Origin of the sequence: Thermonema rossianum DSM 10300 (assembly GCF_000426825.1) — a bacterium.
Taxonomy (GTDB): Bacteria; Bacteroidota; Bacteroidia; order Cytophagales; family Thermonemataceae; genus Thermonema; species Thermonema rossianum.
Map to the genome: position 1 here is coordinate 78,992 of NZ_AUGC01000004.1, position 15,485 is coordinate 94,476.

General features: G+C 49.9%; 7 protein-coding genes. 5 read left to right on the top strand and 2 right to left on the bottom strand.

What is annotated here, in order from left to right:
* Positions 1-178 precede the first annotated feature (178 nt).
* Complete coding sequence (locus K384_RS02645; protein WP_038029152.1) at positions 179-1,471, bottom strand: cation:proton antiporter domain-containing protein; 1,293 nt, start codon at positions 1,469-1,471, stop codon at positions 179-181.
* Positions 1,472-1,636: 165 nt separating this feature from the next.
* Between K384_RS02645 and K384_RS13235 the strand changes: the two genes are divergently transcribed.
* A complete protein-coding gene (locus K384_RS13235; RefSeq protein ID WP_051633049.1) occupies positions 1,637-6,733 on the top strand; it encodes an amino acid permease in 5,097 nt (1,698 codons plus the stop codon).
* Entirely contained in the window at positions 6,730-7,443 is a 714-nt protein-coding gene (locus K384_RS02655) for a mechanosensitive ion channel domain-containing protein (protein WP_038029153.1), read from the top strand. The genes K384_RS13235 and K384_RS02655 overlap by 4 nt, the downstream gene beginning before the upstream one ends.
* 75 nt (positions 7,444-7,518) lie before the next feature.
* On the opposite strand, the gene K384_RS02660 is transcribed toward K384_RS02655, so the two are convergent.
* Positions 7,519-9,153 carry a complex I subunit 4 family protein gene (locus K384_RS02660; RefSeq protein ID WP_038029154.1) on the bottom strand — a complete coding sequence of 545 codons (1,635 nt, stop codon included), beginning with the start codon at positions 9,151-9,153 and terminating at the stop codon, positions 7,519-7,521.
* 333 nt (positions 9,154-9,486) lie between these two features.
* Between K384_RS02660 and K384_RS02665 the strand changes: the two genes are divergently transcribed.
* From K384_RS02665 to nrfD, 3 genes are read left to right on the top strand one after another with little or no spacing between them, the layout of a single operon-like run.
* Positions 9,487-10,782, top strand: coding sequence for a c-type cytochrome (locus tag K384_RS02665; RefSeq protein ID WP_245605273.1), 1,296 nt, complete (start codon positions 9,487-9,489; stop codon positions 10,780-10,782).
* A gap of 41 nt (positions 10,783-10,823) precedes the next feature.
* Positions 10,824-13,952 (top strand): TAT-variant-translocated molybdopterin oxidoreductase, encoded by a 3,129-nt coding sequence (locus tag K384_RS02670; protein ID WP_038029155.1) that lies wholly within the window; start codon positions 10,824-10,826, stop codon positions 13,950-13,952.
* Between the two features lie 18 nt (positions 13,953-13,970).
* Positions 13,971-15,482: an NrfD/PsrC family molybdoenzyme membrane anchor subunit gene (gene nrfD / locus K384_RS02675; protein WP_038029156.1), complete on the top strand. Its 1,512-nt coding sequence runs from the start codon at positions 13,971-13,973 to the stop codon at positions 15,480-15,482.
* Positions 15,483-15,485 lie beyond the last annotated feature (3 nt).

Genomic DNA, 15,485 nt, shown 5'->3' on the forward strand with positions numbered 1-15,485 from the left:
TACCTTTTGTCATGTCGAGCGGAACGAAGCGGAGCGAGACATCTCTTCAAGCCAAGTAGCAAGAGGTGAAAGAGATTTCTCGCTTGCGCTCGAAATGACAAAGGGGCACCCGAAGCAACAGGGGAAAGCGTGAAATGGCAAAAGGGCATGCGCTCGAAACGAGCGGGAGCCTGCGGAGCTACGCTTTATTGCCCGGCTTCTCTTGGCAATTGTGTTGCGCAAGAAAACTCTCCAGTTCTTTGTCCAAGGTCTCTATGTCTTTGAGCGTGAGCGTAGGCACGTCTTCTTCATCGCGCTTGCTGCTCATCAGACCACCCATCATGATCAAGCAACTAATAAGAATCACATACAACAAAATGCTATCGGGAAACTCGGTCCGGTATTGAGCAGGCACCGAAATCACCAGCATGATGGTAATGAGCCCACGCGGGGCAAGCCATACCAAGGGAAACAGACTTTTCACCATGCTTACTTTTAAAGTAACGAGCCGTGTCAAATAAATCAATGCCAGCACACCCAAGCTGATGTAAAGAGCTTGCATGTCGAGCAGCTCACGGATATCGAAAGTGATGCCCAGAACAACAAAGAAGAAAGTACGAACCACAAAGGCTGTTTCGAGTGTGATGGTGTGCATCTCTTCCAATACGCGGTGCAGTGCCTGTTCATTGAATAGCTTTCTGGCTTTGCCTACTGCCAGCAATTTGTAATTGCTCAATGCCAAACCAAAGAACAAGATGATGAACAGAGGGGAAAGGTGCATGAGCTTGCCTGCCGAGTAGAGGATGAGCAGAATGGCAATCAGCAAAAACAGCTTCACTTTGGTTGTGATTTTTTGAAGCAGCCATACCAGCACAACCGCCAACACAACCGCCAACACAACCGTCAATCCGATATTGGCAGCCACATTTTTAACAATAGACCAAGCGGAAGATACTTCCGCATTGCCTGTAATGGAGAAGAACAGCACGATGCCGAAAATATCAGAAAAAGTACTTTCATAAATCATGAATTCTTGGTTGGATTTCGAAAGCCCCCCGACACTTGGAATAACGATGGCACTACTCATCACCCCCAGCGGCGTGGCATAAAGAACGGCTTGAAACCAGTCGGGAATGAGTGTGTAATGGAGCAGGGCAGCAATGGCGGCGGTAGTGAGCAGCAAGCCCAACAATGCCGAACTGATGGACTGCAGAATGACCCCTTTCTTTTCCCGGCTTAACTTCAACTCAAGAGCAGCTTCCAGTACTATCAATATCAAACCTACAATGCCGAGAAGCTCCAGCATAGAAAACCAACTTTTGTCTATCGGCATCCCTTTCCATATCAATATTTCATGAATGCCAATGCCCAACAGAATGAGCATCAAGACACTCGGGACCCCCGTTTTTTTTGAGATGATATTGAAGAAGTAAGAGATGACAATGACCAGCGAGGCATAAATAACCAGCAGATAAACATTGATTCCTTCCATAGATTTAGCTATTTCTGTGTTTGCTTTTGGGATAAACCATCCCAAAGACTAAATTTAGAAAAAATGTCACAGCCTTGAATATTTTTTTCGAAGGTGGTGTGACCAAAAAAAGATTTATGCTTCTTTAAAGAGACTTTAACCGGATATTAAACAATATTCAAAAACATGAAAGACAAACATAAGTTTGGAACCTTTGGGGGCGTTTTTACCCCTTCCATTCTCACTATTTTAGGCGTAATCATGTATTTACGCCTGCCCATGATAGTAGGTACTGCCGGTTTGTGGAGTGCCCTGGGCATCGTACTGGTAGCACACCTTATTTCGCTTACTACCGGTTTGAGCGTGGCATCCATTGCCACCGATAAAAAAGTGGCTACAGGGGGCACCTACTACATCATTTCGCGTAGCTTGGGCTTGCCCATTGGGGGCACCTTGGGCTTGGCTTTGTTTGTTGGACTTTCGTTCAGTGTCAGCTTGTATTTGATTGGTTTTGCCGAAAGTTTTTTGAGTTACTGGGGATGGCCCACCGATATCAATACCATACGCATCACCGGTACCATCATGTTGATAGCCGTTACGGTGGTGACTTTTATCAGTTCGTCTTTGGCTATCAAGACGCAGTATTTTATCATGGCGGCTATTTTCCTGTCCTTGATTTCCATTTTCATGGATGGGCACCCCTACAAGCCGGAAGCGCCCAATTTAGAGGGCTTTAAAGACTACAGCTGGATAGTGCTCTTTGGTATCTTTTTCCCCGCCGTTACGGGCTTTGAGGCGGGCGTGTCCATGTCGGGTGACCTGCGCGACCCCAAGCGCTCTATTCCCGTGGGGACCATCATGGCTATAGCCGTAGGACTTTTGGTTTATATTGCTTTGGTCTTCTTCTTTGCTTATACCGTAGATGCCCGTTTGTTGGCAGAAGACCCGCAAGCACTGCTCAAAATAGCACGTGTGCCTGAGTTGGTAGTAGCCGGCATTTGGGGAGCCACGCTTTCCTCGGCTTTGGGAAGCATTTTGGGGGCACCCCGCATATTACAATCTACGGCTATGGATGGCATCACGCCCAAGTTTTTTGCCAAGGGGCATGGCAAAGGCAACGAACCGCGCAATGCTCTTTTGTTGGCATTTGTTATTGCCGAAGCCGGTATTTTGATTGGTGAGCTTGACGTTATTGCCCGTATCGTATCTACTTTCTTCATTACGACCTATGGCTTTTTGAACCTGAGCGCTGCCTTCGAGCGCATGACAAGTACCGACTTCCGCCCTTCTTTTAAAGTGCCGGCATGGGTGAGCTGGATAGGGGTGGTGGCTTGCTTGGTAGTGATGATTCAGCTCGACATCATGGCGACGGTAGGCGGCATCCTTATTTTGGGCGCTGTGTATTTGTTCCTGAAGCGCCGTCAGTTAGAGCTTAAAACAGGCGATACCTGGGGGAGTGTGTGGGCTTCGTTGGTAAAGCGGGGAATGGCGGCTTTGTCGAAAGAAAAAAACATAGTGCGCAACTGGCGCCCCAATGTGTTGTTGTTTGCAGGAAAACAAGCCGAACGCCCCTTGCTTTTTTCATTGGGCCTGGAGCTCACCGAGATGGGAACACTCTTTGCCTTTGAGATGATGCCCGGCAGCAAAGAAGAACTGGCTACGCGCAAAACACGGGAGCTCATAGAAAGAGATGACCGCAAGCTTTTCCTTTATAAATACGACACCCCCAACATATTTAAAGGTATTGAGGAAGTAGCGCGGGTATATGGCGCACCGGGTATCGAGCCCAATACGGTCATGCTGGGGTGGTCGAAACAACCATCGCATCGGGCTGCCTATTTGGACCTGCTGCGTCATCTGCTTCGTTATGATTATAACTTGTTGCTGCTGAATGCCTATTCCGGCAAGGGCACAGACGAAAAGCAGAGCGATGAGCGCCCACAAGTAGATGTTTGGGTGCCGGTGCGCGGGCGCGAAATTCTTTATTTCATCTTGCTGATGCGCCATTTAACCGCCAACTGGCGTTGGAAAGATGCCCATTTGCGCTTTTTGACTTTGGTCGATGAGCCTACCGACGTGGAGGTGGCTTACCGTCAGCTGGCACTGCTCTCGGAAGAGTACCGTCTGGATTTTGAAATAAAAGTGATTTACAGAGGTAATCGTGGCAAATCAGACGAAGAACTGTGGGTGCAAGAGTCCACTGCCAAAGACTTGGTGCTGATGCCTTTGCCACCCTTGAATCAACTACAAAGCGATGAAGAATACGCGCGCTATAGCCGTTTGGCTGACTTGCTCAAAGCACCTGTGTTGTTAGGAACTGCTTCTTCGCAGTTCGAAGAAGCGCAACTGCTGCCCGTGCCTGTTCAAACAGACCTTGGTGAAGAGGCCGGTCAGATATATGATTGGGTGCTGCCCGAAGAACCGCTCTCTGCCATGCCGGAGGTACAGCAACGATTGCGCAGCATGGAGCAGGTCTATGGCTCAATGAACCGCCTGCTTTTTGAGCGCATCATTGAACCGATACTGCTCGACTACCAAAACGGTTTGGAAGAGATAGCCCGTCATATCGATTGGATTAGCAAAGAAAGTGAAAAAGCCCATGCTTTGCCGGAAGCCAAGCGGCAGCGCTTCTGCTGGAAGCTGCGCAATCAGTATTTGTTCCGTCAGGAACAGTTTGTGGAACAGTTTGTGGAGCAGCATCTCGACTTGCAGCAGCAGCGGCTCGAAGCAGCTACCGAGTGGTACATGAAAGAGTTGCAAGACCTGATTCTGGGTGTCCCCAAAGAGTGGAAACTGACATACCCCAAAGAAAAGTTGCTTGTTGCCGAGTCAGACACGGCGCCGGTGCGGCGTCTGAAGCGCCGTTTGCGTTGGTGGGCAGCCATTACTGGCAAAAAAGCAGTAACCTACACAGTAGATTTCCGTGAAGTGGCGCGCCATTTTCTTTATCAACAACGCATTGCCTTCTTTAATGTCCTGCTCGAAAGCCTTCAGTATGACCTGCTCAGCTGGCTTAAGCAGTATCGCAACATGAACGCCATGCTCAATGAAACTCTGCTGGACATAGAGGCCGGCAACAATGACTGGAAAGGGGACTTGGAAGCCGTAAGTGCCGAAACCGAAAAACTGAAGAAGCGCTTGTTGCAACTGCGTCCTTTGTATTACCGCCGCGCAGCGTGGGAGTTGCGCAAGGCTTTGAAAAACATGGGACGCCATATAGAGGAAATAGGGGGAGATAAAAAAGTAATCAGAACGGCCCGCCGTTTCGAAAAACGACTCGAAGAATACATCGAAAACATTGCACAATACCCCAAGGAATACACCGAAAGCGCCAAGCTTACCCTGAGTGCCAACCTGGTGGATTTACACTTGCAATTGGTCAAGGTGCGCGTGCAGGAAAAGACGCTTAACTTTTACAAAAAAGAGCGGCAGCATATAGAGAACCACACCCAAAAAACCATAGAGCGAATATTGCAATGGATGCGCCAAGAGAAGAGCAAGGAAGAGTTATTGCCTGCTTTGCAAAAAGAAGCCGCACAGCTGCAGGTAGAAGAATGGACGCAAGCCTTTGAAATTGTAGGACAATCGTTCTACGAGCTTTGTGCGGACTTGCCCGAAGAGGTGGAAATGGCCGGTGAGTTCCACATACGTCCCCAAGACATGATTGTGGAAGTCGAATCTTTGGAGCTGCCCTTGCGGCGCCTGGCTACCCACTTCCTGGCATCCAAGCTGTCTTCGGTAGTAGAAGAGTTCCTTAAAGAAGTGAGCGCCGAAGTAATGAACGCTACCTATGCCTTACGCAGTACGCTGAGCCTTTTGCGCTTCAATGTGGAGAATATAGATGCAGCCGGTGAAGAGGAGGCGCAGGCACAATACAAAGCCCTGCTGCATGAAGCGGCACTACAGGTAGAAAAAATTCAAACCGACTTAAGCACCTATTTGCAATCTGCCTATGAAAAGCTCAATCATATTTTGCATGAGCACTTCGAGCCTTTGAGTGCCCACCGCATCGTGCGCACCCACCAAGAGTTCGCACAGCTCTACCGCTTGTATCAAGGTAAAAAAATGCTCAGCAAGACCGGGCGCTGGCTGGAGCAGGTCAAAGATACCCTGCGCAAGTTGCTCGAAAAAGTGGTCTATTCGCAGAGTCGTGTGCTGCTGGCCACCCAAAAACAAGAACAGATAACAGCCCACACCACCACCAACCAACTGGCTGACTGGGTCGAGCAGTTGACGCCGCGCCCGCAAGTAGGCAAGCAACTTTCGGCTTATTACCACAATTTATTTTCCGGGCAATCGAACATAGGCGATGATTTCTGGATTCCGCGTCCTCATGAAGAAGCGGCCTTGCAAAAAGCCGTGCTTCGCTTCAAAGCCGGCAATAAAGGACTGGTGTTTGTGGTAGGGCATCGCGACAGCGGGAAAACAGCCATCTGCCGGCGCATCGTGCAAAATTACTTTTCACAAGAAACGGTATTTCATGTTTTTGCTTCCAACGAAGAATGCGGCTGTATAGAAGGATTTACCAAGGCGCTGGCCCGTGCTACGGGCTTGGGCGGCGACCTGGTGTCGATGCTCGAAGCCCTGCCGTGGGGGAGTGCCTGTATCATCAACGACATAGAGCAATGGTGGCAAGAAGCCCCCGAAGCAGCCGCCGAATGGGAACAACTGATTCATACGCTTTATGCATATAGCCACCGTTGCCTGTTTGTGCTGAATACCAACCCCTACGCTTTCCGTTTGATGAACCACGCCGAAAGCATGAGCCGTTGTGCCTTGGCTGTGCTTCAAATGCAGCCCTATACCGCCCAAGAGCTGCAGGAGCTGGTCATGCGGCGTCATCGCACCACCGGTTACCGCATTGTATGGAGCGGAAGAGAAGAGCGGCGTTTGAGCGGTTGGCGTTTGGCGCAGCTTTTCAATAAGTATTTCCTGTATTCGGCAGGCAACCCCGGCATCACGCTCAACGCATGGATTGCGCATATAGATAAGGTGCAGGAGAAAGAGCTGCACATAAGAGCCCCGCAGGTGCCTTCCATCACCGTGCTCGATAAAATGCCGCCCTTATGGAAAGCCATTCTATGGAAAGTGCTTCAGCACAAGCAGCTTAGCAAAAATGCCCTGTTGACATACTTCCCGCAAGAGCGCCGGGAAGAGTGCCTGCAGGCGTTGGAAGCTTTGCTCAGAACGGGCGTGTTGGTGTCGCGTGGTTTGGATACCTACGCTATAAGCATTTACGTTGTGCGTTTTGTAATTCAAATATTTGAAAAAGAAGAACTATGAAACTACTCTTGTCGGTCATTGCTCTTTTGTTTGTTTGGTTGTCGCTTCGTTTTTTACGGTTGCGCTATGTGTCTGCTTTTACAAGAGGATGGAAATACTACCTGAATCCCTTCTTGCTGATAACCGAAGGCTTGCTGGGCACAATAAGCGGTTGGTTGCTCATTGGGTTGCTTTTCAAAGACAACTACTATGCAGGCATACTGCGCTCGGCCTATGTACTTTTGTTGCTCGTGCTGTTTGCCTGGTTATACGGAAAAGACCTGTTGGCAGGCTTTATTCTGCGTTTGGAGGGAAAGCTAAAGCAGGGAGGTTATATCCGTGTGGGCAACATAGAAGGTGAGCTTGTCAAGCAGCAGACAGGAGCTATTTATGTGCGCGACGCGCAGGGGTGGATACATAAAATCCCCTGCTCTAAATTGTTATTGGGCGGGCTTGGCTGGAAAGAAGAGAACACCATACATGGAAGCTACGTAACACTGACCCTTCCACTGCTTACGCCACAAACGCCCCAAGAAAAAGAGCGCCTGTCCCGGCTTGTGGGGGACTATCTGATGCAATCGCCTTGGGTAAAGACGCACCGGCACCATACTATGGAGTGGCAAAACGGTCGCCTGCAGTTGCGTGTAGCACTCATCGACAAAGAAGCGCACGAGTTTGTGCGTGAAGAGCTCATGCATCTTTTGCAGCAGTTTCACCATGGCAACAAATAACACTTCCAAGCAAAAAGGGGCTTTCGCGAAAGCCCCTTTTCTTTTCCGGTGCCGGAAACAATGTTGTTTTCTTGTTTACGGTATCAAACGCAGCAGCGTGTTTACACTGTCTTGGGCTATGTCAAACAGAAATGCAGGATAAACACCCCAAAGTATGCTTAAAACCACACAAATACCAAGCAGCACCGTTTCCCGCCCCCGAAGGTCAGTCAAGCGCTCATGATACGCCGGCTCTGAAAGCCAGTATTCACCCATAAACATGCGACGCAAGCACCACAGGAAATAAGCAGCGCTAAGCACAATACCCAGGGCTGCCCCGGCTACCCAGCCATTGTGTACCCACTCCGAGCGGAAGCTGCCCAACAAGGTAAACACTTCCCCCACAAACGCTGAAAACAAAGGCAAGCCCAAAGAAGCAAACATAAGCAGGAACGCAAACACACTAAAACGCGGCATGCGGTGCCATAAGCCGCTGTAATGACTGATGTGGCGGTCGTGCGTACGGTCATACAGCACCCCCACCAATAAAAACAAGCCTGCCGACAGCACCCCGTGGCTCATCATTTGAAAAATTGCCCCTTGCAAGCCTTCTTCGGTCATCGACACGGCGCCCAGCAGCACATAGCCCATATGCGAAACCGAAGCATAGGCTATCATTTTCTTCAGATCATCCATCGCCAGGGCATTCATGGCGCCATATAAGATGGACAACACAGCCATGAACGCCAACACCTCGCTATGTGCCTGCCACAAGTCAGCAAACATGGGAATAACAAAACGAAACAGACCATAGCCCCCCACTTTAAGCAATATGCCCGCCAGTATCACCGAAATGGGCGTGGGCGCTTCTACGTGGGCATCGGGCAGCCATGTGTGGAAAGGCACGGCGGGCAGCTTAATCAAAAAGCCTGTTACCAACAACCAGAAAGCCCACCAGCGGAAATCATGACCGGCAAACAACACACTGCCGGGTATGTAGCTTTCTTGCATGGCCAGCAAATCCATATCAAAACGGTGCACCACCCATTCGGGCTGTGTTTGAATGAGCTTTTGCACTTCGGGCAGCAGGGCAGGGGTGTAGTCCTCTATCGAAGCAATAATACCTGCTTCCAGGGCAGTAGCTGCCGGGTCGAAGGTAGAAACCAGGCCGGCAATAAATACAATGAGAATAAACAAAGAACCTACCAGCGTGTAAATAAAAAACTTGAGCGCTGCGTACTCGCGCCTTTCGCCCCCCCAAAGCCCTATCAGAAAATACATGGGCAACAACATGAATTCAAAAAAGACATAAAACACCAGGTAGTCGCGCACAACAAAACACGCCGGCACACTCAGCATCAGCAAAGCAAAGAGCGCATAATATCCCTTGCTCTTTTCTTTGATATTCCATGAGGCAATGGCTGCCAACAAAAAAACAACGCTTGTAAGCAGCAGCATGCTTAAGCCAAGCCCGTCGAGCCCCACATGGTAGTCTGCCCGGATGGTGCCCCAGTCACCGGCCGGAATACGAAACCATTCGTACTGCTCTTCGAAGGATAAGCTGCCGGCAGCACCGGCTTGGGGAAAGCGGGCATACAAAAAGAGCGTAATGGCCAATTGGGCTATGACACCTGCCAGCACCAGCAAGCGCTGCGTGTGGTAATGCCGGCGGCCGGTGGTTCCCAGTAAAACAAGCAAACACAAGGGAATGAGTAGAAGTACCGTGAGCATAAGGAATCGATGGTTTCAGTTGGGCGATATGCAAAAATCAAAAAAAGCCTGCTTACGCACAATTTTATTTTATGTTATTACCGTGTTATTACCGTGCCGCAAGCCTTTGGGCAAGCGCTGAAAGGGGCAAAGAAGGGCTTGTTATTTAGAAAGAATCTAAATATTGGAAAAGTTTCATATATAAGCTTTTGATTTATTGAAAATTACTTAAAAAAAAACGAGCTTAGAGCTCGATTTGCCTCGCAAAGGGCATTTGTGAATAAGAAAAGCCATATTAACTTTGCGAAGATGAAAAATCAGGTGAAACCAACGTTAACTCATAAGCAAAAGGCTATGCGCTTACTGAACAAACCCAACAGGCTGATGCTCACACGCATCTGTTACGCAAGCATCTTTTTGATAGTGATGCTTTTTTCAAGTCCCGCTTGGGCGCAAGAGGTTGCCCCGCAGGACAACGCCACGCAAGAAGTGCCCGGCTTGGATATGAGCGAGGCAACGATTGCCAAAGGGAAAGAACTCTTTGTTGGTCGTTGTCAATCGTGCCACGCCGTCACCGATGAAGTGGTGATTGGTCCCGGCTTAAAGGGCGTTTTGGAACGTCGCGAACTGCCCTGGTTGCTTAAGTGGATTCGCAACTCGCAGGCTTTGATCCAGAGTGGCGACCCCACGGCCGTACAGCTCTACAACGAGTACAACCAAACCCAGATGACCTCCTTCCTGGACCTCAGCGACGACGACATCAAGGCTATTTTGGCTTATGTGAAGTCGGCTGAAAACCAACAACAGGAAGCAGCTGCCGATGGTGCTGCCCAAGCCGAAGGGGGAGAAGCTGCCCAGGCAAGCGGTCTCAACTCTTCTTACCTGACTGCCATTTTGGTAGGCTTGGTGATTGTGCTGGTGTTGGTGTTGGCTGTATTGTTGCTGATAGTATCGCTGTTGACCCGCTTCTTGAAAAACCAGGACCTGCCCGAAGAAGACTTGGAGGTAGTCAATGAAAAAATAGACTTGACCGCCCCCTTCCGCAGCAAAGCATTCCTTACTGTAGTGGGCGTGTTTTTCTTGTTGGTGGTGGCCAAGGCAGGCATCGACAGCCTGATGGATGTAGGTGTGCAAACAGGCTATGCACCTACTCAGCCCATTGCCTTCTCACATAAACTGCATGCCGGCAAGTATCAAATCGATTGCCAGTACTGCCATACAGGCGTGCGCAAAGGCAAATCTGCCAATATTCCTTCTGCCAATATATGTATGAACTGCCACGGCGAAATCAAACGCGGCTCGCCTGAAATACAAAAAATCTATGCTGCCATAGAAAAGAACGAGCCTATCAAGTGGGTGCGTGTACACAACCTGCAAGACTTCGTGTATTTCAACCACGCACAACACGTGCAGGTAGGACAAATCGAATGTCAGCACTGCCACGGCGAAATCGAGAAGATGGAAGTGGTGCAGCAGCGCTCGCCCTTGACCATGGGCTGGTGTATCGACTGCCACCGCAAAACCGTGGTGAAGGCAGAGGGCAACGATTACTATGACCGCCTGCTGCAATTCCACAAAGCCAATGCAGGCAAAAAGCCCATGACCGTAGAAGACATTGGCGGTCTTGAGTGCTCTAAGTGTCACTATTAATCTTCTTTCTTCAAATCAAGTCTTCATAACTCAACAGAAATATGAAAGAAAAACAAAAGATATATTGGAAAGGGCTGGAAGAGTTGACCAACGACACCGACTTCGTAAAGAAGTCGCAGGACGAGTTCCCCGAATTTCCTACTGCCGAGGAACTGACCACCAGCCGTCGTGACTTTTTGAAATTCATGGGATTCAGCCTGGCAGCTGCCTCTTTGGCTGCTTGCGAAGCGCCCGTAAAAAAGGCAATCCCTTACCTGAATAAACCCGAAGAAATTGACCCCAGTGTTCCCAACTACTATGCTTCTACCTATGCACAAGACGGGGAATACTGCAGCATTCTGGTAAAAACCCGCGAGGGGCGCCCCATTAAAATAGAAGGCAATGAGTTGTCTTCTATCACCAAAGGGGGAACCAGTGCCCGCGTACAAGCGTCGGTATTGGGCTTGTATGACCTGTCCCGCTTGCAGGGCTTCATGGAAAACGGCAAAGCCGCCGACATGGCTGCCGTGGACCAAAAAGTCATAGACGGGCTGAAAAAAGCAGCCCAAAGCGGAAAGCCTGCTTACATCGTAAGCAGCACCATCATGAGCCCTTCAACCAAGGCGGTGATTGCCAAGTTTATTGAAAAATATCCTTTCTTCCGCCATGTGAGCTACGATGCAGTATCTGCTTATGGCATCTTGAAAGCCAACGAGCGCTCATTTGGCAAATATGCACTGCCTGCTTATGACTTCAGCAAAGCCGAAGTGATAGTAAGCGTAGGGGCAGACTTCTTGGGCACCTGGTTGTCGCCCATTGAGCATGCTCGCCAGTATGCGCAAACCCGCAAACTGGGCGGCGACAAGAAAACCATGTCGCGCCACTATCAGTTTGAAACCACCTTGTCGCTGACCGGCGCCAATGCCGACTACCGCAGCCGTATTCGTCCTTCGCAAGAAGGTTTGGTGGTGGCTGCTCTTTATAACGGCGTAGCGCAAGCAGTGGGCGCCCCCACAGTGTCGGCGCCTGCCGTGAAAGTGCCTCATATCGACAAGGCTGTAAAAGATTTGTTGGCTGCCAAAGGCAAGTCGCTGGTTGTGTCCGGCTCGAACGACCCGGATGTGCAAGTATTGGTGAATGCCATCAACTATCTGCTCGAAAACTACGGCAGCACCATCGATCTGAGCCGTCCTTCTTTTGTGAAGCAAGGCAACGATGAAGAATTCTTGCGTTTTGTAGAAGATGCCAAGAAAGGCAATGTGTCGGCTGTGATTTTCTATAATACCAACCCCGTTTATGACCATGTGAAAGGGGCTGAGTTGGCAAAAGCACTGCCCAAGATTGCGCTGACCGTCTCTACTGCCGACCGTGCCGATGAAACTGCTTCCTTGTGCCGTTTCATCACGCCCGACCATCACTATCTGGAAGCATGGAACGACGCAGAGCCGCGTGCCGGCTTCTACAGCTTGGCTCAACCTACCATCATGCCGCTCTTCAAAACCCGTCAGGCACAAGACAGCTTCCTGACTTGGGCAGAAGAAGGCATCTCATTCTATGAATTCCTGCGCAGCTACTGGCGCAAAAACATATACAAAGGCGAGGGCTCGTTTGAAGACTTCTGGACCAAAGTAGTGCATGATGGCGTATATGAGCCTGTTGCCGAAGCCGCTGCCGAAAAACCTGCCTTTACTGCCGACGTACAAGAAGCCGGCAGCCGTGTAGCGCGTCGTTATACTGCCGACAACAAAAACATAGAGTTGGTACTCTATCAAAAAGTAGGTATTGGCAGTGGCGCCATGGCAAACAACCCTTGGCTACAAGAATTGCCCGACCCCATCACCAAAGCCACTTGGGATAACTACGTGTGTGTATCGAAGAGCTACGCCGAACAAGAAGGCTTGAAACAAGGCGATGTGGTGAAGGTAACTGCCAACGGCTATAGCGTGGAGTTGCCTGTGCTGATTCAGCCCGGTCAAGCTCCCGGCACCATCGCCATTGCACTGGGCTATGGGCGCACCAAAGCCGGTAAGTGTGCCAACAACATCGGTAAGAATGCTTATCCTTTCGTAAGCATCGCCGACGGTGCTTTGGTGTACGCACAGCGTCAAGTAAGCATTGAAAAAACGGGAGCCACCTACGAAATAGCACAAACGCAAACGCACCATACCATCATGGCGCGTCCTATTGTGCAAGAGGCTACCCTCAAAGAATATCAAAAGGACCCTGCGGCAGGACGTTTCTTCCCTGCTATCACTATAGAAGGGGAGAAGGTGAACGTGAACCGCACCATCCCCGAAAACAAAGCAGAAGAACTGAACCCCCGCCTCATCACCTTGTGGAAAGGGCATGAAAAAACAGCCTACCGCAAGAACCACTGGTGGGGCATGGTCATCGACCTGAACTCTTGTATTGGTTGTAGTGCCTGCTTGATTGGTTGTCAGACCGAAAACAACGTGCCGGTAGTAGGCAAGCAGGAGGTGATCAACCGCCGCGAGATGCACTGGATTCGTATCGATCGCTACTACAGCTTTGACGAAAGCATCGATACCGAAGATAAGAGCTATGCCAATTATCAAAAGATGGAAGACCCGGCAGACAATCCGGAGGTAGTCTTCCAGCCTATGATGTGTCAGCATTGTAACAATGCACCTTGTGAAACGGTGTGTCCGGTAGTGGCTACCACCCACAGCTCGGAAGGTCTCAACCAAATGACCTACAACCGTTGTATCGGTACACGCTATTGCGCTAACAACTGTCCGTTCAAGGTGCGCCGCTTCAACTGGTTCAACTACACCAACGACGAGCGTTTCCAAGATGTGAACTATATGTCGCAAACCGACTTGGGTCGCATGGTGTTGAACCCCGATGTGACCGTGCGCTCTCGTGGTGTGATGGAGAAGTGCTCGCTTTGTGTGCAGCGTATCCAGTTGGCTAAGCTGGAAGCCAAGCGCGCAGGACGCAAGCTGCGTGACGGCGAAGCCAAAACCGCTTGTCAGCAGGCTTGTCCTACCGACGCCATCGTCTTCGGTGACATGAACGACCCCGAAAGCCGTATCCACAAACTCTTGAACTTGAAAGAGTTTGACAACGGCGACATCAAAATCACCGAGCCGCGTGCTTTCCAAGTACTGGAAGAGTACAATGTGCGTCCGAATGTGACTTACTTAACCAAGATTCGTAACAAAGACTAACCTAAACTTAGAATAACCATGCAGGTAACTTCGCCAATTCGTGAACCGTTGGTAACCGGTCACAAAACCATGCACGATATCACCGAGGACATTTGTCGTCGGGTAGAAGAGAAACCTTCTAAAGCATGGTTGGCTGCCTTCGGTGTGTCGCTGATTATGCTTATAGTAGGCGGCTATGCTGCTGCCGCCACTTGGTGGTATGGTATCGGTATGTGGGGCTTGAACAAAACCGTCGGATGGGCTTGGGACATCACCAACTTCGTCTGGTGGGTAGGTATTGGTCACGCCGGTACGTTGATTTCCGCCATTTTGCTTCTGTTCCGTCAGAAATGGAGAACATCAATTAACCGTGCTGCCGAAGCCATGACTATCTTCGCCGTTATTTGTGCCGGTACTTTCATCTTGATGCACATGGGGCGTACATGGCTGGCACACTGGGCGCTTCCCTTGCCCAACACCTATGGTTCGTTGTGGGTGAACTTCCACTCACCACTGGTGTGGGACGTGTTCGCCATCTCTACTTACTTGACCGTGTCGCTGGTGTTCTGGTATGTGGGCTTGATTCCTGACTTGGCTACCATCCGCGACCGTGCCAAGCTGACCCTGGAGAAATATCCTCTTCTGGATACCGACACACCCGAAGAGCGTCGTGAAAAACGCAAAAAACGCCGCCCCATCGCTGCCTTCATCTATGGTTTGTTGGCTTTCGGCTGGGAAGGCGGTGCCAAGGTGTGGGCGCGCTACGAATATGTAGCTTTGATTCTGGCTGGACTTTCTACACCGCTGGTACTTTCTGTACACACCATCGTGAGTTTCGACTTTGCCACTTCGCTCATCCCCGGATGGCATACGACCATCTTCCCGCCTTACTTCGTTGCGGGGGCTATCTTCTCGGGCTTTGCCATGGTGCAAACCCTCATGCTCATTACCCGCAAAGTGTATAAGCTCGAAGATTATATTACCATCACCCACATCGATTACATGAACAAGATTATCATCTTGACTGGTTCTATTGTGGGTATTGCTTATATTACCGAGTTCTTCATGGCTTGGTATTCGGGTGTGGAATATGAGCGCTATGCTTTCTTGAACCGTGCTTTTGGTCCTTACTGGTGGGCTTACTGGTCTATGATGACCTGCAACGTGATTTCACCGCAGCTGTTCTGGTTCAAGAAAATACGTCAAAGCATCGCTTGGTCTTTCTTCCTGTCTATCGTGGTGAACATCGGTATGTGGTTCGAGCGTTTCGTGATTATCGTTACTTCGCTGCACCGCGACTTCATCCCCTCGAGCTGGGCGATGTTCTATCCCACACTTTACGACATAGGTGACTACCTCTTCACTTTTGGCATCTTCTTTACTTGCTTCTTCTTGTTTGCCAAATATTTGCCGGTTATCAACATGGCAGAAGTGAAGACCATCTTGAACTCTTCGGATATCAAAGCCAAAGAGAAGGCTACCGAATATCTCAAAGAAGGTGGTGCTGTGAAAGCTGCTTCACCTATGTACGATAAAGGGAAAGACTTATAACGA